The following is a 20239-nucleotide window of genomic DNA, read 5'->3' as shown; positions in this document are numbered from 1 at the left end:
GGCGACGCCGACGATACTGTTGACAACCACAACAGAACGCTCGCATACTCGGAGCGCTCCGGGACCGTCCGACGGGAGCGGTCCGACGGGGAACGCGGGAACTCGAATCGAAGAGCCGGGGCGGTGGGGCGTGGAGTCCGTTACTGACAGGGTCGTGCAGGGTGGTCCCAGGCTCTCCGTCGGGGCGCCGAACGATCCGGAACTGCTGGTGCCGTTCGCGCGGCGCGCGGAGGAGCTGGGGTTCGACGCGATCTGGACGCAGGACACCCTCAGCACCGCGAACTTCTCGCTCGACGGCCTGCACGTGCTGTCCTACCTGGCCGCGGTCACCGAGCGGCTCCGCCTCGGCATCGGCGTGCTGTACTCGGGGCGCCGAAACCCGGCCGTCCAAGCGCGGGAGCTGGCCACCATCGACCAGCTGTCCGGCGGGCGGCTCATCGTCGGGGTCGGCGTCGGCAACGCCTACCACCGGGAGACGCTCGCCGCGCTGGGGATCCCGACCGACCGGCCCGTCCGGCGGCTGGTCGAGGGCATCGGCGTGATGCGGGCGCTGTGGAGCGGCACCGAGGCCGGCTACGACGGTGAGCTGTACTCGTTCTCCGGCATCCGGGCGCAGCCGGACCCGGTGCAGCGTCCCGGCCCGCCGATCTGGATCGGGGCGCGCGCCGAGCCCGCCCTGCGGCGCGCCGTGCGCATCGCCGACGGCTGGACGGGCGCCGCGCCCGCCGCGATGGACGACTTCCTCCGGCAGCTCGAGTTCGTCAAGCGGGAGCTGGCCGACCAGGGACGCGACCCGGCCGGGTTCACCATCTCCAGGAGCCTCTACATCGCGGTCGAGGACACCGAGGAGAAGGCGCGGCAGAAGCTGATCCCCGCGTTCGACCGCGCGTTCGGCGGGAACCCGGTCTACGACGCCGCCGGGATGGCCGACCGGGTCGCCGTGTTCGGCCCGCCGGAGCACTGCGCCGAGCGGCTCGGCGAGCTGTTCGACGCGGGAGTGGACGAGCTGGTCCTCTACCCGATGTACGACCGGATGGACCAGCTTGAGGCGTTCGGCGAGCTGGTGCCCGCGCCGGCCGCCGCGCCGAACCATCCCTCATGACGGACGGGCCCACGCTGCTCGGTTACGTCGATCCGCTCAGCGTCGCGGCGGGCGACGAGGTCCGGCTGATGGTGAGCGCCACGTCCGACTACCAGGTGGAGCTGGTGCGGCTCGTGCACGGCGCGGACGATCCGCGCGGCCCGGGGGTGCGCGAGGAGCACGTCGGCCTACCGTCCGAGACGCGGGCGGGACGCGTCCAGCCACTGCGGTCCGGTTCGTACCTGCGCGCGCCCGCGCATCCGTCGCTCGACATCGACGCCTTCACCGTGACGGCGTGGATCACGCCGACGATGCCCGCCGGTGGGGAGCCGCGCGCCGTCATCGCCCGCCGCGACGCCGCCGGTCGCCGCGGCTGGGCGCTCGGCCTCACCGGCGACGACCGGCTCGCGGCATGGGCGGGCGGCGGCGCCGAGCCGGTCGCCGCCACCGCCACCGCGATCCCGCCCGGCCGCTGGACGTTCGTCGCCGCCTCCTTCGGCCCCCAGGAGGTCACCCTGGTCCAGGTCCCGGTGCCGGAGTGGCCGGTCGGTTCATGGCGGGCGTCGGCGGCGGCGCCCGGCGGGATCGGCGCCGCCGCGACCGGCATTCCCCTCCAGGTCGGCGCCTGGTCGGCGGACGGGACGGCCGCGGGCGCATGCTTCAACGGCCGCATCGACCGTCCGACGATCTTCGCCGGGACGGCGGACGGGGCCGCGCTCGCCACCGCCGCCCCCGAGCGGCTCGGCCTGCCGGTCCTGGCCCGCTGGCGCCCCGGCCAGGACGCGGGGGGCGTGACGGTGCCCGACGCCGGTCCGCACGGGCTGACCGCCGAGGCGGTGAACACGCCGGTCCGCGGCGTCCCCGGCGCCAACTGGACGGGCCGGGAGATCGACTTCCGGCTCGCCCCGGACGAGTACGACGCGATCCACGTCCACGACGACGACCTCACCGACGCGGGCTGGGAACCGCGGGTCACCCTGCGCCTGCCGGACGACCTGCGCAGCGGCGCCTACGCCTTCCGCCTGCGGGCCGGGGACGAGAGCCTGAGCGTCCCGTTCTTCGTCCGGCCGCCGCGCGGCACGACGACGTCGCGGGTGGCGGTGCTGCTCCCCACCTTCACCTACCTCGCCTACGCCAACTCGCACACGAACCTGGAGAAGCTCGGCCCGGACGGTCTCGACTACGCCACGACCGTGCAGCACCAGTGGTCCGCCATCCACAAGGTGTGCAGCCTGTACGACTTCCACCGCGACGGCAGCGGCTGCTACTACGCCTCGCGGCTGCGTCCGCTCACCACCCTGACGCCGGACTACATCAGTTCGTTCGGGCTGTGGAACCTCAGCGCCGACCTGTGCCTGCTCGACTGGCTCGAACACGAGGGCATCGGCTACGACGTGGTCTGCGACGACGATCTGCACGCGGAGGGCGTGGCCGCGCTGGCCGGGTACGACGTCGTCGTCACCGGCTCGCACCCGGAGTACTACACGGCGCAGATGCTCGACGCGCACGAGGCGTACCTGGCGGGCGGCGGGCGGGTGATGTACCTGGGCGGCAACGGCTTCTACTGGGTGACCGGGGTGTCGCCGCTGCAGCCGCACATCATCGAGATCCGCCGCGGCCACACCGGGACCAGGGGCTGGGAGGTCCCGCCCGGCGAGACCCATCTGAGCACGACCGGCGAGGCGGGCGGGCTGTGGCGGCACCGGGGCCGCGCGCCGCAGCGGCACGTCGGGGTCGGGTTCGCCGCGCAGGGCGGACGCGGCAAGGGCCGTCCCTACCGTCCCGCGCCACGCGCCTCCGGCGACGAGCGCGGCGCGTTCGCGCTCTCCGGGGTGGACGGCCTCATCGAGGCGGACGCGCTGGTCAGCGGTGGCGCCGCCGGGATGGAGGTCGACCGGGTGGACGCCGCTCTCGGCTCCCCGCCGCACACCGTCGTCCTGGCCACGGCCGACGGGTTCAGCGACGCCTACCAGCTCGCGGTCGAAGACGTGTTCCAGTCGAACTCGCGGCTGGGCGGGACCGTCGAGCCGCGCGTCCGCGCCGATCTGGCGTTCTTCGAGTACCCGAACGGCGGCGCGGTGTTCAGCACCGGCTCGATCGCCTGGTGCACGGCACTGGGCGTCGACGGATATGCCAACCCCGTCGCCAAGGTGACGGGCAACGTCCTGCACCGCTTCCTAGACCCAGCACCATTTGAACCGCGAGACACCAGCCGGGGAGAGCGATGACGAGCGATCGACCGAGCACGGCGCCGCCGGGAATCGACCCTGACCGGCTCGCCGCTCTGCTGGACGCCGAACGCGCCAGGTGGATCGAGGCGCGGCCACGGGCGGCGGCGCTGCGCGAGCGGGCGCGCCGGTCCCAGCTGCACGGCACCCCGCAGCACTGGATCAGCCAGTTCCCGCCTCCCGTACCTCTAGTGGTGGACCGGGCGGTGGGCGCGCGCCTGTACGACACCGACGGCCACGAGTACGCCGACTTCGGGTTGGCCGCGACGGCCGCGCTCTGGGGCCACGACCATCCCGCCGTCGTCGCGGCCATACGGGACCAGCTCGACAAGGGAAGCGTCACCCTCTGGTCGGGCGAGGACCACGTCGCCGTGACCGAAGAGCTGGCGCGCCGCTTCGGCCTGCCGTTCTGGCAGTTCACCGTGTCCGCGACGGACGCCAACCGGTTCGCCCTGCTGCTCGCCCGCGTCACCACCGGACGGCAGAAGATCCTCGTCTTCCACCGTGCGTACCACGGCTCGCTGGAGCAGGCCGGGGTCGTCCTGGCGGCGGACGGCGGCGTCGTACCGGAACCCGGCGTCGACCCCAACGGCGTGGACGTCCGCCAGACCACCAAGGTCGTGGAGTTCAACGACCTCGACGCCCTCGAACGCGCCCTCGCCCCGCGCGACGTCGCCGCCGTGCTCGCCGAACCGGTGATGACCAACGGCGGCGCGGTGATCCGGCCGGAGCCGGGTTTCCACGCCGCCCTGCGCGACCTCACCCGGCGCACCGGCACCCTGCTGATCATCGACGAGACGCAGACGATCCCGGCCGGTCCTGGCGGCTGCACCCGGGAGTTCGGCCTGGAGCCCGACCTGATCACGCTGGGCAAGTCGATCGCGGGCGGTATTCCAGCGGGCCTGTACGGGATGTCGGACGAGGTGGCCGCCGCGGCGGAGCGCTACACCGCGCACGGGGACGGCGGTCTCGGCAGCACGATGGCGGGCGGGCCGCTGGCCGTCCGCGCCATGCGCGCGGTGCTCACCGAGGTCATGACCGACAAGAACTACGCCCACATGAGCCGCCTGGCCGAACGCTACGAGCGCGACGTCGCGGCGATCATCGCCGAGCACGGCCTGCCATGGCACGTCGGACGGCTCGGCGGCCGCGTCTCCTACGCCTTTACCCCGTCCCCGCCGCGCAACGCCGGGCAGCTCTACCCGCGCGTCGGTCCCACGGCACGCACCGCGCTGTGGCTGTATCTGGCGAACCGGGGCGTCGTCCTCAACGCCATGAGCGGCGCGGCGCTGATGTCGCCGATGACGGCCGAGTCCGACGTGGAACTGCACGGCGCGCTGTTCGCCGATGCGATCGGCGCGCTCACGGGCCAGAAGGGCCCCTAGCAGTGGACGAAGGCCAACTCGAAAGATTCCGCACGGACATCAACCGTTCGAGAACCCCCGGCGCCTACGAACCGGGTCGCTGGTCGGTGGCCCCCGCGAACCGCGACACCGCGGTGACCGGCGTGATGCCCGAGCGGGTCCGGCTGCGCGACACGTCCATGCGGGCGATCGAGTCGCTGCCCGGCGTCACGGCCACCCGCGAGGCGAAGACCGCGTTCCTGCGGCTCCTCGCCCGCTCGGGTGTGCCGGAGATCGTCCTCGCCGCCCCGGCCCGGTCCGGGCACGAGGCCGTACGGGACGACCTCGCGCTGGTCAGGGAGGAACAACCGGGCTGCGTCGTGTACTGCCCGTTCGTGTCCGCGGCGGACGGCGTCGACCTCGCCCGCGACCTGGGGTTCGACGGCGTGCAGGTGGCCGTGCCCGCGTTCGGCCCGGCGGCGGCGATCTACGGGGGATCCGTCCCCGCGTCCCGGGCGGAGGTCGTCGGCCAGGCGTCCGAGATCGTCGCCCACGCCCGAACACAGGGCCTACGCGTCGCCGTCGCCGCCACAATGGTGTCCTACCTGACAGAAGAGGAACTCACCGAAACCGTAAAAGCCATGGCTGCCGCAGGCGCCGACGAAATCACCCTCTTCGACGGGCCAGGCGCACTCGGCCCGGAGGCATTCGGACACCTCGTCCATGCGGCCGCGTCAACCGCACCGGACCTGGAAATCGGTATCCACCCGCACAACACATTCGGCCTCGGCGTCGCCTGCGCCGTGAGCGCGGCACGCGCCGGAGCGACCGTCGTCGAATCATCGGTGAACGGCTATTGCGGCGGCCCGGGCAACGCCGACCTCGCCGCCACCGCAGCCGCCTTCGAGGCGCTCTACGGCGTGAACACGCGCATCAACCTCGCCACACTGACAGAACTGTCGCGGACGGCCGCGGAACTGACCGGCCGCGAACCGGCGACCAACCAGCCCATCACCGGCCCGGACGCGTTCTGCTGGGGCGGCGGCGACTGGGTCGTCCTCGAATCCGAAGTAGATCCGCTGATGCACAACTGCGTGGAGCCATCCCTGTTCGGCAACGAGCGCCGAATCCCGGTGACACCCCAGAGCGGCCCACGCGTCATCGCGGCCACCCTGCATCGCCTGGGCATCGAAGTAGACCCGCCCCTGCTCCCGTCCATCACGGAGAAATGCCACGCAGAACTAGCCCGGCTAGGACGCCTCCTCACCGACGACGAGATCCGCGCCATAGCGAGAACCGCCCTCACTCACTGACCGACAGCCAGCCGCCCGTCTCGCGATGCCGCCCGAGCCCGACCGCGTCGAACTCGTCGAAGTGCTCGCCCCTGCCGGCACCGAGCCGCCGCAGCGCCTGGGATATCGGACTCCCGGCCTCCGACCACCGCTCCCCCTCGTCCACCCGCACCGGACCAAGGACAATCCCTCCGCCATCCCAGACCTGCGCGACTTGGCTCCCCGTCCCGCCGAAATACTCGGCCTCGACATAGGCCACCGGCCCCGCCACCGAGCACTCCGCAAGCAGGCGCCCGAACCCCGCAGGCGCCTTCCAGAACCCATCAAGTTCGGCCGCTCCGACGACGGTGACCGCGTCGCAGAACGCGTCCGTCATCGGCAAGAGCGAAAGCCCCTGCCCGACAGAAACGATGCGCGCCTCGACCACGCCCGCAGCCACCCGCCGAAGCACAGGCTCCCCGGCGATCACCGCCTGCAAGCAATACATCCCGCCATCCTCCCGAACGCCACCCCGGGATGTCAGCGCAGATCGACGTCGACGTTGTATTCGGCGAGTAGTTGGAGGAGGGAGTCGAGCGTGACCGCTGGTGCTTTCCTGTGGCGGTCGTAACCGGCGACGAGGTGTCGACGAGCCGTTCCCGAGTCGTGCCAGACCAGCCGGAACGGAGGCCGGGGCCCCCCAGGTGCCGCTCAGGCAGTCGGCGAGAGCGTCGAGATTCCAGCCGAAATAGCCGCCGGGACCGTTGATCGCCTCACCGATGGCGCAGTAGAAGCCCTCGATGTCGGTGACGAAACGGCCGCCGAGGCCGAACACGCTTCCCGATGGTCGATCCGGGAGGTCGGAACGACGGTGCACCAATGCGACGCCGCACCACTCGTGCCGCTGCGATGCCGGTCGAGGGGCTCGTGGCCGGTCGTCACCCCTCGACCGTAGCGGCGGTCAGGTGTTGCGGACGAAGTCCGTGACCAGGCGGTTGAACTCGTCGGCGTGCTCGATCATCGCCCAGTGGCCGCAGCGGTTGAGGAGGACCAGGCGGCTGTCGGGGATGGTGGCGAGCAGATAGAGCGAGCTCTCGAACGGGACGACCCGGTCGTCGCGGCCATGGATCAGCAGCGTCGGGACCTTGATGTCCGGCAGCAGTTCGGGCTTGACCCAGATCGGGAGCGGTGCGCCCTTCGGCAGCCCGTCGACGTAGTTGCGCAGGTGTTCGGGACGGGCGAGCGCCGCGTCCGACCGGGCCTTGCACAGGTCCGGGGTGGCGAACCGGGCCTTGTCGAAGCACATGATCTCGACGAGGTGGCGCATGTTCTCGGGGCTCGGGTCCCGGTAGGTCTCGATGAGGATCTTCAGGCCCTCGGACGGGCCGTCGCCCGCGGCGAAGAGGGACGGCAGCCGCCCGACCGGCGGGCCCATGGTGACCAGGTGCGTGATCCGGTCCGGGTGCTCGGTGGCGAGTCGCATCGAGGTCTGCCCGCCCATCGAGTTGCCGACGAACGCGGCCTTCTCGATGCCGAGGGCGTCCAGGAACTGGATCGCGGCCTCGACGTGGTCGAGGCGGTCGACGGTGGTGGCGTCGGAGCCGCCCCAGCCGGGCATGTCCACCGCGTACACGTGGAAGTGCTCGGCGAGCGCCTCGATGTTGCCGGAGAAGTTGCTCCAGCCCGTCGCGCCGGGGCCGCTGCCGTGCAGCAGCACGACCGGGTGCCCCTCGCCCGCCTCGTAGTAGCGGAGCGTCCAGTCCTTGGTCTGGACGGTGCGCGCCGCGTCGGCCTGCGTCAGCGCCATCAGCCCTCCGCCCTTCCCGCCTGGGCGAGCAGTCCGGCGACGACCTCCGGCGGGCGGTGGCCCCAGCTGTGCAGGCGGTCCAGCGTCTTGACCTCCCACGTGTCGTCGTCCACGAGCAGGCCGCCCCAGCCGTACTCGACGCTGAAGCCCGACGGCGTCTGGACGTAGAAGCTGAACATGTGGTCGTTCGGGTGCATGCCGAGGGTCATCTCGAACGGCTGCCCGGCGTCCATGCAGCGGTCGTAGGCCGTGCCGACGTCGCGGACGTCGGTGACCTCGACCATGAAGTGGTGGGTCCGCTTCGGGTGCGGCATGTCCCCGAACGCGACGGAGTGGTGGCGCGGGTTGCAGCGCAGGAAGATCAGGTCGGCGACGACGCCCGGCGCGACCTCCTCGACGATGAGGTCGGAGATCCGGAAGCCGAGCAGCCCCTCGTAGAACTCCAGGTAGGTCTCGCGGGCGACGCCCTTGGAGAGCAGTACCTGGTGGCCCGCCCCTCCGGCGCCGGTGACGAACGCGCCCAGCAGGACGTCCGAGCGGAACGGGCTGTCGGCGTCCGCGAAGCCGGTGACGAGCTCGATGCGGTTGCCCATCGGGTCGGCGGTCACGAGGATGCGGTCGACCTTGCGGGACGCGGCGAGCGCGGCGTCGCCCTCGGCGGCCTCGGCTCCGGCGGACTTCAGCCGCCCGGCGATCTCGTCCAGCGCGGCGTCGCTCTCGACCTCGTAGCCGCTGGCCGCCAGGTCGTCGGCGGGTCCCTGCCGGACGAGCCAGCGGTACGCCTTCCCATCCGTCCGGAGCGCGATGCTGTCGGCGGTCTTGTCCGCGAGCTGCATGCCCATCAGGTCGACACCGAAGCGCTCCCAGTCGCTGAGGCTGCTCACCTCGTACACGACGTACGCCAGTTCCTTGACTCCACTCATCGGGCACTCCTCTCAACGGCCGGGGTGGCGGCCAAGCTTTGGGCGGGCACCGCGCCGACGGCGGACGCGGGCAGGTCGGGGGTGGCGAGGCCGGAGACGTCGGCGGCCGCGACGAACCGGTCGGGGCGCACCGCGATGGCGCGGACCCCGTACCGGGCCAGCCACGGGAGCAGGACCTCGTCAAGGTCGACCAGCTCGTCCGGTCCTTGCGTGTAGGCCGTCTTGGGCCGGATCGCGACGTAGCGGGCGCCGAGCTCGTCCCACTGCGCCTTCTCGGCGGGCGTGAGCAGGGCGGACGGGTCGACATCGGCGCCGAGCAGGACGAAGCCGTCGCCGAGCAGGTCGTCCAGGCGCGCCATCCGGCCCGCCGTGTCGCCTGTGATGGGTTGCGGGACCATGCGGCCGACGATGCTGGCGTCCCCGAGCGGGCCGCGGATCCAGCCCGCGTCGAGGACGGGCGGCGCGATCAGCGGCGGCTCGAACGGCGTGACCGTGCCCTCCGGGACCCGGTTCATCTCCTCGATCTCCGCCGGGGTGGCCTCCTGCTTGATGACCCGGCCGAGCTGGACGGCGAGCTCGGTGTAGAACCCGGCGTTGGGGCGGCGCTCGGCCTCGTAGGTGTCGAGCCAGCGCTCGTCGAGTTCGCCCTTGAGGACGCGGGCGAGCTTCCAGCCCAGGTTGTGGACGTCGCGCATCCCGGTCTGCATCCCGGCCCCGGCCCACGGCGGCATGAGGTGGGCGGCGTCCCCGGCGAGGAAGATCCGGCCCGCGCGCCAGGTGTCGGCCATCCGGGTGTGGTGGCGGTAGAAGGCCCACTGGTGGATCGAGACGTCGTCGGTGGTGACGCCCATGGCGTCGAGCAGCGGCCAGACGGCGTCCTCGGTCGCGAAGTCGGCCTCGGTCTCGTGCGGCTTGAGCGGGATCTCCCAGCGGTGGTTCCCGGCGGAGAGCGCGATGTCGACCACCGGACGCTGCCTGTCGGACCAGAACGTGAGCAGGTCGCGGTCGGGCCACCAGCGCTTGACGCGGCAGTCGATGACGATCCACTGCACGTCGATCGTGTCGCCGAGCAGCCGGCTGCCGATCATGGCACGGGTGGCGCTGCCGCCGCCGTCCGCGCCGATCACGTACCGGACGCGCGCCGTCCGCGTCTCCCCCGTCGCGAGGTCCGCCGCCGTCACCGTGACCCCGGTGGCGTCCTGCTCCAGCCCGGTCACCTCGACGCCGTAGCGGACGCCGATCAGCTCGCCGCACTCCTCGGCACAGGCGCGGAGCTCGGCCTCCATGACCGGCTGGTAGATGTTGTAGAAGCGGGGCCCGGGGCCCAGCGCCGACGGCGGATGCTCAACCCGCATGATCTCGGCGCCGTCGTAGGTCACCCAGCGCAGCGCCCGCTGCGGCTCGATCACCTTGGTGATCCGATCGTCGATGCCGAGGCTCTGGAAGATCCGCATCGTCCAGTCGTTGACGGTGACGGCGCGGGCGCGGGGATAGATGTCGGCGTCCCGCTCGAACGCGAGGGCCGACACGCCGTGCTTGGCGAGCGTGAGCGCGGCCGTCACGCCGGTGGGGCCGTAGCCGACGATCGCGACGTCGGCGTCGAAATGCTGGGTCATGTGCGCTCCGGAAGAACGAATCCGATCGCAGTATTGTACCGATCGGTCGGTACGATCGTGACCACCCTCACATGACCGTCCGAGCCGGGTCCAGGAAATTCCACACTGCAGAACCGCAGGTGGCAGGCGTAAAGGCGGGGACATCTATGCTTCAACCCGTGGAGGCAGAGAAGAGCGGGAACCGTCGTGGCCATCGGTCCCGGGAGGAGATCTTGGACGTCGCCTCCCGGATCATGGCGGAGCGCGGCTACGCCGCCACCTCGCTGGCGGTGCTGAGCCGGGAGAGCGGCCTGCCCAAGAGCGCGGTCTACCACCACTTCCAGTCGAAGGCCGGGCTGCTCACGGCGGTCATGGCACGCGGCGCCTACGACTTCTTCGCGGCGATGCGCGCGGCGCAGGCGGGCGGGCCGGACGCGGCCACCCCGCGCGAGCGGCTCACCTGGTACCTCCAGCGCACCGGCGAGGTCTTCCTCGCCCGCCCGGAGTTCCTGCGCCTGCACCTGCTCCTCGTCATGAGCGCCGAGGCCGCCGAGGCCGAGGTGGACGCCATGATCGAGCAGGTGCGCCGGGACGGCCGCGCGCACATGAACACGATGATCGCGGCGTCCTTCGCCCCCGAGGGCGCGGAGATCGCGCAGGCCGTCGCCGACGAGCTGGACTACTTCGGCATCGCCGGATTCGACGGCGCCTTCGTCGCGCTGCAGGCCGAGCCCGACCGCGGCCTCGCCGACCAGATGACGCTGCTCGCCGAGGCCATCGCCGCACTGGGCGAGGCCCGGGTCGCCAGGCTCCGCGCCGGCACCGACTCCCAGCCGGCCGGTTGATCGCACCGGGAACGGGGAATCTGGATCATCGTGTCCATCGCGCGTGATTTCTGGATGGTCCTCGAACCCCTCCACACGGTGACGTACTTCTCGCCCGAGTGCGTCGACGGGAACAAGGACGCCGGCCTCAAGGGCTACTGGATGGGGTACTTCGGCAGCCGGGGCGCCCCGCTCGGGCCCGTCCCCGCCGGTGTGATCGAGGCGTCCTTCTACGGTATCCATCCGGCCCGGGTGCGGCGGGCGGTGCCGGACGCCTGGACGTTCGCCTCCCCCGAGAGCATCCTGCGCATGCGCGCCGCGACAGCGGCGAAGGCGCTCCGCCGGATCGCACCGCAGATCGACGACGTGGCGGCCGAGGCGGTGCCCCTGCTGCGCCCGGCCATCGAGGCTGCGGACGGGGCCGGACGAGTCCTGTTCGCCGCCAACCGCGAGCTTCCCCTGCCGGACGACCCCGTCGCGGCACTCTGGCAGCTGGCGACGACGCTGCGGGAGCACCGCGGCGACGGGCACGTAGCCCTCCTGGCGGCGGAGGGCCTGAACGGGCTGGAGTCCAACGTCCTGGCCTCGGTCATGGGCAACGTCCCGAGGGCGATGGTGTTCAAGAGCCGCGGATGGACGCAGGAGGACTGGGACGAGGCGTCCGCCGCCCTCACCGCCCGCGGGCTCCTGAACGGGGAGGACGCCACCGAAACCGCCCGCGCCTTGCGAGCCGACATCGAACACCGGACGGACGCCCTGGCCACCCCGCCCTACAAGGCACTGAACGACCCGGACGGCCTCTACCGGCTGCTGGCCCCTCTCACCCACACCGTCACGGAGCGCGGCGACATGCCGTTCCCCAACCCGATCGGTATGCCGCGTCCGTCCGCCTAGGAAGCCCCAGGCACAAGTTCGGCGACCAGGGCCTCGACACGGCCCCGGATCTCGTCGCGGATGGGACGGACGGCGCCCACCCCCTGCCCGGCCGGGTCATCGAGCCGCCAGTCCAGGTAGCACTTCCCGGGGAAGACGGGGGCAGGCGTCGCCGCACCCCATCGTGATCACGACGTCGGAGGACCGGACCGCGTCGGTGGTCAGGACCTTGGGGATCTCGGCGGAGATGTCGATGCCCTCTTCGGCCATCGCCTGGACGACGGCGGGGTTGACCTGGCCGGCGGGCGCCGACCCGGCGGAGCGGACCTCGACCGCGTCCCCGGCGAGATGGGTCAGATAGGCGGCGGCCATCTGCGAGCGCCCGGCGTTGTGGACGCAGACGAACAGAACACTGGGCTTGCCGGTCATGGGTTTCCTCCGTGTTCGCAGAAGGAGAGGGCGAACGTCGCGTAGGCCGCGACCGCGGTGACGTCCTGCCGGTTCCTCGTCCACGATGTTCTGGCATGCGAAGGCGCGGCCGTCACCACTGTGAATACGGGCGGTCGCGGCGGCCGGTCAGCCCGAGAGCAGGTCCCGCATGCGGCCGATCTCGGCCATCTGCGTGGACTGGACGTCGCGCGCCAACTCCTGAACGGTGACGTCGGTCCCCCTGTCCAGGACGTCCTTCACCATGGTGAGCGCGCCCTGGTGATGGGTGATCATCAACGTCAGATAGAGCTTGTCGAACGCGGCGCCGTTCGCGTCCCGTAGCTGCCTGACCTGCTCCGGTGTCGCCATCCCCGGCATGCCGGTGTGCCCGCCGTGGTTCCGTCCGGACGCCTTCAGGACGGCCTCGGCGTTCTGTTCCAGCCACGACCGCATCGCCGATATCTCGACCTTCTGCGCCGTGTCGATGCGGGAGGCCAGCGACAGCACCCGCTTGTCGGACGCCCGGCCCGGCGCCAGCTTCGACATCTCCAGCGCCTGGGCGTGATGCGGCACCATCATCTGCACGAACTTGACCTCGGCCGCAGTGGGCGCGGCGACCGTGCGCGGGCCCGCGACCTGCGTCTTGTTGGGTTCGCCCGGACGCCCCGGAACCACCACCGTCCGCGACGGGGCCGCCTCGGGCTCACCGTCGTCACCGCCGCCGCATCCTGTCAGGACGCCGGCGGCCAGCGCCACCACCGCGCCCGCCACCGCGATCCGGTGCCTCATCGAACCTCCCGCACGTCCAGACCGGCACCCGGACGGTATCCGCAGAACAGGATTAAACAAAAGTGCCTTCTGTATCCAGGCAGGTCAAGACCTATACATTGAACCCAAAGCACCACATACTCCGGAGATCCGGGTCCATTGATGGACCCGCGCAGACAAAGGAGTCCAGGGTGACGCCAGCTCCCAAGCGAATCACAAGACGCAGAACCATCTTGGGGACCCTCACAGGCATCGTCCTGGTGATGTCCACCGTGCTCGTCCCGCCGGCGTCGGCGGGACGCGCCCCGGACGACGAGATCACCAAGAGCCCGAACATGCACCACCTGGCGAACATCCCCAAGCAGGGGCCGCTCGCCGCACCCAACGCGTACGGGTCGGACTGGGCCTTCAAGGGCCGCTACGCCTTCGGCGGCAACTACGAGGGCTTCACCGTCTACGACATCAGCAAGCCGTGGCGGCCGCAGGTCGTCACCGTCGTGCAGTGCCCGGGCTCGCAGAACGACGTGTCGATCGCCGGGGACCTGCTGTTCCTGTCGACCGACAGCTCGCGCAGCGACGACTCGTGCCAGTCAACCCCGCTGCCCGCGACCGAGAAGTCGGCGTGGGAGGGCATCAAGATCTTCGACATCAGCGACGTCCGCAACCCGCGGTACGTCAAGGCCGTCGAGACCAAGTGCGGCTCGCACACCAACACGCTCGTCCCGAGCAAGCGCAACGCCTACATCTACGTGTCCTCGTACTCGCCGAACGACACCTACCCGGACTGCAAGACCCCGCACGACCTGATCTCGATCGTGAAGGTCCCGCTGCGGAACCCGGAGGCGGCGCACGTCGCGGCCGAGCCGGTGCTGTTCCCGGACGGCGGCAACCCCGGCGACCCGCCGGACACGCAGTGGCCGAACCAGACCCGCGCCACCTCGGGCTGCCACGACCTGACGGCCTACCCCGACCGTGACCTGATGGCCGGTGCCTGCATGGGCGACGGCGTGCTGTTCGACATCTCCGACCCGCTGAAGCCGCGCACCATCACCAGCGTGCGCGACGACGACAACTTCGCGTTCTGGCACTCGGCGACGTTCAACAACAGCGCCACGAAGATCGTGTTCACCGACGAGCTGGGCGGCGGCTCCGCGGCCACCTGCAACGCGGAGATCGGGCCGGAGAAGGGCGCCAACGCCATCTACGACATCGTCGGGAAGGGCAAGCACCGCAAGCTGAAGTTCCGCAGCTACTACAAGATCCCGCGGCACAACACCGCCAACGAGAACTGCGTAGCCCACAACGGCTCGCTGATCCCGGTGAAGGGCAAGGACATCATGGTGCAGTCCTGGTACCAGGGCGGCATCTCGGTCATGGACTTCACCGACTCCAGCAACCCGAAGGAGATCGCCTGGCTGGACCGTCCCCAGTGGGCGGACAATCTCCAGTACCTGGCCGGAACGTGGTCGGCGTACTACTACAACGGCTACATCTACTCCAACGAGATCCAGCGAGGCCTGGACGTCATCGACCTCCGGGACTACCGAACCGACAAGGCCAAGCGCGTCAGGCTGGACGTCCTAAACGCCCAGTCCCAGCCGAACTACTTCGACTGACCTGACACAACTCTGACGGGCCCCCGGCCCCGCCGACCTCGGCGGGGCCGGGGGCCCGTCCCTTTCGGGGCGCGCCGCCATCAGGTCCCCTCCTCATGACGCCAGCACACCGCGCTGAGCCCACTACGGCCGCATTCGCGCCCACACCCATTTGCCCCCGGCCGGGTCGCGCGTGGCACCGCACCATGGGTCTCTCGCTCACCCAGTGCGGGCAGATCATGGGAGTGACCCGGGGGAGTGTTTCCAATATCGAAGCGGGTCGCCGACGCCTCCAGGACGACCACGCGCAGGCGCTCGACCGGTATTACGGGACAGGCCTGCTATTTCAGCTCTTGCTCTGGTTTGCCCGAATGGCACACGACCCCAACTGGGGAAAGCAACTCGTCAAGTACGAGCAGGAGGCGAACCTGATCAAGACGTACCACGGCCAGGTCATCCCACTCGCCCTCCAGACCGACGAGTACACCTGGGCGTACGTCCAGTCCGGCACTCCCAAGGACTTCGAGGCGGAGATGGCCGAGCGCGCCGCGAGGAAGAAGTCGTTCTTCGCGAGGGGAACCGACGTCGAGATGTGGGCCTTCCTCGATGAGAGCGTCCTGGCGCGTGAGGCCGGCAGCCCGGAGGTGCAGAAGGCGCAGCTGGAGCATCTGCTCGCCATGGCCGACCTACCGCAGGTCAGCCTCCGCATCGTCCCCTTCAAGTCGGGCGCTCACCTGGGCGTTGACGGATCACTCCAGGTCCTTAGCCTGGAGGGCCGCGACATCGCATATTCGGGCGCCCAGAACGGTGGCCGCTTGATCGAGACTCCTGGCGAGGTCCGGGAATTGTCGGTTAAGTTCGATCGCATCGGCGCGAAGGCGGCTTCCTTGGACGCCTCCCGCGAGATCATCAAGCGGTACTTGGAGAGCTACGAATGATCGTTCAGTGGCGTAAGAGCACCCACAGCGGCGGGGCGGACGACCAACACTGCGTTGAGCTGGGACAGCTTACGCCAGGCATCGGAGTCCGAGACTCGAAGAACCCGGGCGGTGGCCACCTCACCCTGACCGTTGCACAGTTGGCCAGCCTCGTGGAGCAGATCAAGCAGCACACCGCCCGCTGACCGTCCCCCAAGGCACCGCCCACCCACCGGGGCCGGAGGAGCCGACTCATCCTGCCGAAGCTTGCTCCCTCTCCTGCCGAGCCGTCAGCCATGCCCGTGCGAACGCGGCCGACTCCCCTAGGAAGTCCTCAAGCCCAGCCTCGTCGGCGACTGACCTAGGAAGTAGGTCCTCCAAGACCGCCAGCTCGCCCGCTGCGACGATCTCGGGGGCGGGGTCTGGCTCCTCATCGACGGAGGCATCGCCAAGGGCGGCCCGGATTAGGTTCTCGGTCACCCGGGGGTCGATTCCCCGCTCACCTCCGTTGCGGGAAGTCCTCAGGTCAGCGACGTACCGAACAATCTGCGGGTACGTGAAAGTCGGTGGAAGTTCTCGCCGCACCACGACCGCGAACGCCGCGTAGACCATCAGTGCGAAGGCGTCGCCCTCACGCTCAGGATCCTTGAGCGCCTTCGGCCACTCGGGGTCGCCCAGCAAGAACAGGCGCAGCGCCTCAACATGCTCGTCCCTCACCACGACGCTTGAATAATCGTTCACGAGAGCATTTCCTCCACGTACTCCCGAGCCCTGGCCAGAAACGCATCGAGTTCGGCAGGGGTGAGCCGGGCGTCGGCGGTGAGCCCGGCGAGCAGCACGATCTTGTGGCCGTTCGACACCTCACCACTGATGTCGTCGCGCCCATCGGGAGGCAGTTTCTCCAGAGCGATCTTGATCAGTGTTTCGGCCACCGTCGGGTCGATCGCCCTGGGCAGGTCCTCTCCACGCTCCCTGACGGACGCGACGAACTCGATGATCTCATCATCATCGGCGGGCTTCCCATCCTTGACGAAGCGTCGCCGCACGGCCTCCAAGAAGGCGGCGGTGATCAAGGCGACGTAGCCGACGTTGGCCGCCTTCGGATCCAACTGGCTCAACAGCCGACGGTGCTCGTCAACGTCTCCGGCAAGCTGGGCGCGCAAGGCGGCTACCTGGTCGTCAGTCACGATCATCGTTTCTCCTCTTTATTGCTTCGGCACCTTTGCGGAGGCCGTGAAATAGGCCGATCCCGAACATGACCGTTGCCACCGCACCGGTGATCACATCTGGATAGTCGACCGTATTGGTCGCGGGATGAAATTCGTCCCTGTTGAACCCGGTACTGGTCGAGCGGTCACTCGGTGGCGGATTGTCCTTGAATGCGTCCTGTGCGTTCTGGCTGAACTTGCTTGCGTTCTTGAGTGCCTCTTCAAGGTCATCATTCAATCCTCGAAAGAGTCTCTTCTCACGCGAATCCCGCTCGGGCTCGGGTTCTCGCCAATCCTGGTTCTCGTTGACGGGGGCGAGAGGTTCGCCGCGTTCGGCGGTGAGTTCTCCGGCGCTGGCGGGGTCGAGGTCGGCGCGGGTCGGGAGTCCGGCGAATGGGTCGGTCTCGGTCTCCTCGGATGCCGGGGACGCGGGCTGGTTCTCAGAGTTCCTACCACGGCCGTTGCCGGGGCCGTCTGCGATTTCGTCGGGTCTTTCCGCATCCTCGGGGGACGGCCGAGGGTCGTCGTGGTCGGTGGCCTGCCGTCCGCTGTCCGGGGCCCGCTCGGCGCCAGGTGCGGTGCCCTCGGCGGGCTCGCGGCCGGGCTCGGACGGCGCCTCGGTCTCGGGTCGTTGTTCGGTGCGCGGTTCGCCGGGCTCGGCGGTGCCCGGTATGGGCTCGTCGCCGTCTTCGGTGGCGTGGTCGCGGTCGGGGAGTAGGGGCTCGGAGTCGTCCGTCCTGTCGTCGTTTTCGGGGCGCGATTCCTGGGCGGGTGTGTCCTGTTCGCCGGTCTGGGCTTCTTGCCCGTCCGGGCGGTCGGGGGCGTCGGTCTCGGAGGTCCCGGTGTCCGGTGTGCTCTGTGGTTCGGCCGCGCGTGCCCACGATTCTGCCCGTGGTCCCCGTCCCGGCGCGGGCTGTTCGGCTTCCGGTTCGGCCGGGGCTCGCGCGTCCTCGGTGCGCGGCTCGTCTGTGTCCGCCTGTTGTGTTTCCCGTGCACGTGTCCATGAGTCGGCGCGTGGTGTGCCTGGCGTTTCGCGGTCGGGGGCGGCCTCTGGCTCCGGGGTCTCCGCGCTGGGCTTGTCGTCGGTTGTTTCGTCCGAGTCCTGTGGGGCGGTCTCGGTGGGGGTGCTGGCGGCGGTCCAGCTCTCCTGCCTCGACGGGCGGCCCGGGGTGCCGGGGCGGTCCGGAGGTGGCTGCGGGGTTTCGCTGGACGGCTGCGGCTGGTCGGTGGTCTCGGTCCCGCTGGTGTGGTCGACGCCCACCAATCAGCCCTTCCGCCGGACGGCGCCGGGTCGACAGGCCCGGCCATGGGCGGACGCCACCCGGGACGCGCGGGGCCAACGTCAGGTAACGCCGCGCGTCAATGAAACCGTGCTCGTCCGGGAATTGCACCTCTCCCTGACAATGCACAGGAAGTGATCACACGAATCCGCGACGGTGTGGCTGGTGGGCCTTGGTTTCGTGTCCTGGGGGTGAGGGTGCCGACGAAGCTTTTGCGAGAAGGCGAATATCCCCTGAATCCGCTAGGCGGGGGCGTCAGGAGGCAGCTTGGGTTTCGGTCGTGACGATGTGCTGGAACAGGGGGCTCTCGATGATGCGGTGGTCGTGGCTCGGGATCACTTCGCAGTCGAGGCCGGCGACGAACTCGAAGGTCTCGTAGCAGTCGAAGAGGTTGGTGTGGATGGTCGGCGCGACGCTCTTTCGCCAGTCCTCCGGGTTCCAGTTCTCGTAGACGCCCATCGCGTCGCCCGCGAGCAGGTAGCGGCCGGAGTCGGATTCGATGAGGACGCCTTGGGAACCGGGAGTGTGCCCCGGCAGCGGGACGACGGTGACGCCCGGGCAGATCTGCTGTTCGCGGGATATCGCCTCGATGCGGTCCCAGGCCGACATCCACGGCGCCTGGAGGCCCGGCAGTTTCTCGTACGCGCGCTCGTGCAGCGGCAGCGGGTTCATCGCGTATTCGAGTTCGCGCCGGTGCACCAGGATCTGCGCGTTCTGGAACAGGTTGTTGTTCGAGCAGTGGTCCCAGTGCAGGTGCGTGTTGACGACGTAGTCGACGTCATCGGGGTCGACGCCGCATTCGCGCAGGGCCGTCTCGGGCAGTTCCTCCGGGGTGCGGACAAAGGCGTACGGGTGGTGCCGCCGGACGTATTCGGGGTCCAGCGTCCCGGTGTCGACGACGATGCGCGTGCCGCCGGCCTCGATCACGAACATGAACATGTGGATGTCGATGGTCGCGTTGCTGGCCGAGCCGTAGACGGCGGCGGCCAGCGGGACGTCCTTCGACCGTCCGACGCGAATCGGGGTGACGGTGATGCTCATCGGTCCTCCATGAGCACGTCGATTCCCAGGTCGTGGGCTACCTGGCGCAGGTCGGTGATGGTCCGTTCGGGGAGGAGCAGGCCCTCTCGCGCGTTCCGCGCTTCGGCGAGGGTTTCGAGTTCGCCGGGGTAGCGCACTTCTTCCGCATCCTGCCGGGACCCGGATTTGAGTTCCGCGACCAGGGCCTGCATGCGCTCCTCGAATTCCTGCACGGGAGTGAACGAGGCAATGTTAAGGGCCAGATACAGGTGCCCGGACCGGCCCGGCAGCTCGGATTGGTAGGGCCCGCTGACGCCCGAGCCGAAACCGCTTCCGCTCAGGACGCCGGAGAGGACGTCCATCATCACCGAGATGCCGTATCCCTTGTGGGCGGCCATGGGCAGGACGGTGCCGAGGAGGGCCTGTTCGGGGTGCCGGGTCGGGGTTCCGTCTGCGCTGACGGCCCAGCCGTCCGGGATCTCCTCGCCTCTGTTGCGGGCCAGGTATATCTTCCCTCGGGCTACGGCGGTGTTGGCGATGTCCAGCACCATCTGGCGGTCACCGTCCACGGGGGCCGCTATCGACCACGGGTTGCTGCCGACGAGTTTGCCGCGTCCGTCCCAGGGGGCCATGGCGGGGCTCGAATTCGTCGTCAGGATGCCGATGCAACCGCGTGGCGGCGCCATTCTGGTGAAGTACGCGGCGGTCCCGAAATGGTTCGAGTTCCGCACGGAGACGGCGCCGATGCCGTGTTTCAGCGCCCGGTCGATGGCCTCTTCGGCGGCGCGGGCCGTGATCACCTGGCCGACGCCGTCGTGCCCGTCGAGGGTCGCGACGGCGCCGTGGTCGGTGACCAGCTCGGTTTTCGTCTCGCCGGACATGACGCCCGACCGGATGCGGTCGACGTACCAGCCCACGCGCAGCACGCCGTGCGACTGGTGTCCCCACAGGTCGGCCTGGACGAGGCTGTCCGCGACCAGCCGGGCATCGTCCGGGGGGACGCCGCACGCGGTGAATATGCGGGTGGCGGCGTCCCGGAGGTCGTCGGGGGAGATTCGGACGGTCGACATCGGACGG

At 70.0% G+C, this 20239-nt stretch carries 19 protein-coding genes and 1 pseudogene; 9 read left to right on the top strand and 11 right to left on the bottom strand.

What is annotated here, in order from left to right:
• The first annotated feature begins 154 nt into the window (after positions 1-154).
• The 4 genes from E1264_RS01310 to E1264_RS01295 all read left to right on the top strand — a co-directional run bounded on the left by E1264_RS01310 (position 155) and on the right by E1264_RS01295 (position 5965).
• Positions 155-1102: an LLM class flavin-dependent oxidoreductase gene (locus tag E1264_RS01310; protein WP_165963902.1), complete on the top strand. Its 948-nt coding sequence runs from the start codon at positions 155-157 to the stop codon at positions 1100-1102.
• Positions 1099-3309: a N,N-dimethylformamidase beta subunit family domain-containing protein gene (locus E1264_RS01305; protein ID WP_132168672.1), complete on the top strand. Its 2211-nt coding sequence runs from the start codon at positions 1099-1101 to the stop codon at positions 3307-3309. Before E1264_RS01310 ends, E1264_RS01305 begins: the two co-directional genes overlap by 4 nt.
• Entirely contained in the window at positions 3306-4694 is a 1389-nt protein-coding gene (locus tag E1264_RS01300; protein ID WP_132168670.1) for a transaminase, read from the top strand. Before E1264_RS01305 ends, E1264_RS01300 begins: the two co-directional genes overlap by 4 nt.
• A gap of 86 nt (positions 4695-4780) precedes the next feature.
• On the top strand, positions 4781-5965 hold the full coding sequence (locus E1264_RS01295) for a hypothetical protein (RefSeq protein ID WP_132168668.1): 1185 nt from the start codon (positions 4781-4783) through the stop codon (positions 5963-5965).
• Here the strand turns inward: E1264_RS01295 and E1264_RS45020 are convergent.
• The 4 genes from E1264_RS45020 to E1264_RS01270 all read right to left on the bottom strand — a co-directional run bounded on the left by E1264_RS45020 (position 5955) and on the right by E1264_RS01270 (position 10269).
• A complete protein-coding gene (locus E1264_RS45020) occupies positions 5955-6758 on the bottom strand; it encodes a barstar family protein (RefSeq protein ID WP_243710689.1) in 804 nt (267 codons plus the stop codon). The two genes, E1264_RS01295 and E1264_RS45020, sit on opposite strands and share 11 nt — an antisense overlap.
• Positions 6759-6884: 126 nt before the next feature.
• Entirely contained in the window at positions 6885-7730 is an 846-nt protein-coding gene (locus tag E1264_RS01280; RefSeq protein ID WP_132168664.1) for an alpha/beta hydrolase, read from the bottom strand.
• A complete protein-coding gene (locus E1264_RS01275; RefSeq protein WP_132168662.1) occupies positions 7730-8653 on the bottom strand; it encodes a VOC family protein in 924 nt (307 codons plus the stop codon). The genes E1264_RS01280 and E1264_RS01275 overlap by 1 nt, the downstream gene beginning before the upstream one ends.
• Entirely contained in the window at positions 8650-10269 is a 1620-nt protein-coding gene (locus E1264_RS01270) for a bifunctional 3-(3-hydroxy-phenyl)propionate/3-hydroxycinnamic acid hydroxylase (RefSeq protein ID WP_132168660.1), read from the bottom strand. The genes E1264_RS01275 and E1264_RS01270 overlap by 4 nt, the downstream gene beginning before the upstream one ends.
• Before the next feature lie 158 nt (positions 10270-10427).
• Between E1264_RS01270 and E1264_RS01265 the strand changes: the two genes are divergently transcribed.
• Entirely contained in the window at positions 10428-11093 is a 666-nt protein-coding gene (locus E1264_RS01265; protein ID WP_207935651.1) for a TetR/AcrR family transcriptional regulator, read from the top strand.
• 30 nt (positions 11094-11123) lie between these two features.
• The gene (locus tag E1264_RS01260; RefSeq protein ID WP_243710688.1) at positions 11124-11966 is read left to right on the top strand and encodes a hypothetical protein; all 843 of its coding nucleotides are present in this window, start codon (positions 11124-11126) and stop codon (positions 11964-11966) included.
• Here E1264_RS01260 and E1264_RS01255 read toward each other — a convergent pair.
• Both E1264_RS01255 and E1264_RS01250 read right to left on the bottom strand, forming a co-directional pair.
• Positions 11963-12374: pseudogene (locus E1264_RS01255) on the bottom strand (arsenate reductase ArsC). The gene E1264_RS01260 and the pseudogene E1264_RS01255 sit on opposite strands and share 4 nt — an antisense overlap.
• Positions 12375-12521: 147 nt before the next feature.
• A complete protein-coding gene (locus E1264_RS01250; RefSeq protein WP_132168654.1) occupies positions 12522-13163 on the bottom strand; it encodes a DUF305 domain-containing protein in 642 nt (213 codons plus the stop codon).
• 242 nt (positions 13164-13405) lie between these two features.
• Between E1264_RS01250 and E1264_RS01245 the strand changes: the two genes are divergently transcribed.
• The 3 genes from E1264_RS01245 to E1264_RS01235 all read left to right on the top strand — a co-directional run bounded on the left by E1264_RS01245 (position 13406) and on the right by E1264_RS01235 (position 15860).
• Positions 13406-14758 (top strand): hypothetical protein, encoded by a 1353-nt coding sequence (locus E1264_RS01245; RefSeq protein ID WP_132168714.1) that lies wholly within the window; start codon positions 13406-13408, stop codon positions 14756-14758.
• 185 nt (positions 14759-14943) lie between these two features.
• A complete protein-coding gene (locus tag E1264_RS01240) occupies positions 14944-15675 on the top strand; it encodes a Scr1 family TA system antitoxin-like transcriptional regulator (protein ID WP_165963901.1) in 732 nt (243 codons plus the stop codon).
• On the top strand, positions 15672-15860 hold the full coding sequence (locus tag E1264_RS01235) for a DUF397 domain-containing protein (RefSeq protein ID WP_132168650.1): 189 nt from the start codon (positions 15672-15674) through the stop codon (positions 15858-15860). Before E1264_RS01240 ends, E1264_RS01235 begins: the two co-directional genes overlap by 4 nt.
• A gap of 46 nt (positions 15861-15906) precedes the next feature.
• On the opposite strand, the gene E1264_RS01230 is transcribed toward E1264_RS01235, so the two are convergent.
• The 5 genes from E1264_RS01230 to E1264_RS01210 form a co-directional block, all read right to left on the bottom strand.
• Positions 15907-16395, bottom strand: coding sequence for a hypothetical protein (locus tag E1264_RS01230; protein ID WP_132168648.1), 489 nt, complete (start codon positions 16393-16395; stop codon positions 15907-15909).
• Complete coding sequence (locus E1264_RS01225; protein WP_132168646.1) at positions 16392-16847, bottom strand: hypothetical protein; 456 nt, start codon at positions 16845-16847, stop codon at positions 16392-16394. The genes E1264_RS01230 and E1264_RS01225 overlap by 4 nt, the downstream gene beginning before the upstream one ends.
• Positions 16834-18123, bottom strand: coding sequence for a hypothetical protein (locus tag E1264_RS01220; RefSeq protein ID WP_132168644.1), 1290 nt, complete (start codon positions 18121-18123; stop codon positions 16834-16836). The genes E1264_RS01225 and E1264_RS01220 overlap by 14 nt, the downstream gene beginning before the upstream one ends.
• Positions 18124-18397: 274 nt before the next feature.
• Positions 18398-19183, bottom strand: coding sequence for an N-acyl homoserine lactonase family protein (locus tag E1264_RS01215; protein WP_132168642.1), 786 nt, complete (start codon positions 19181-19183; stop codon positions 18398-18400).
• Positions 19180-20232 (bottom strand): Ldh family oxidoreductase, encoded by a 1053-nt coding sequence (locus tag E1264_RS01210; RefSeq protein ID WP_132168640.1) that lies wholly within the window; start codon positions 20230-20232, stop codon positions 19180-19182. Before E1264_RS01210 ends, E1264_RS01215 begins: the two co-directional genes overlap by 4 nt.
• Between the last annotated feature and the right edge of the window lie 7 nt (positions 20233-20239).

The organism is Actinomadura sp. KC216, assembly GCF_004348535.1.
Lineage (GTDB): Bacteria > Actinomycetota > Actinomycetes > Streptosporangiales > Streptosporangiaceae > Spirillospora.
This window is presented reverse-complemented; position numbering and strand designations above follow the sequence as displayed.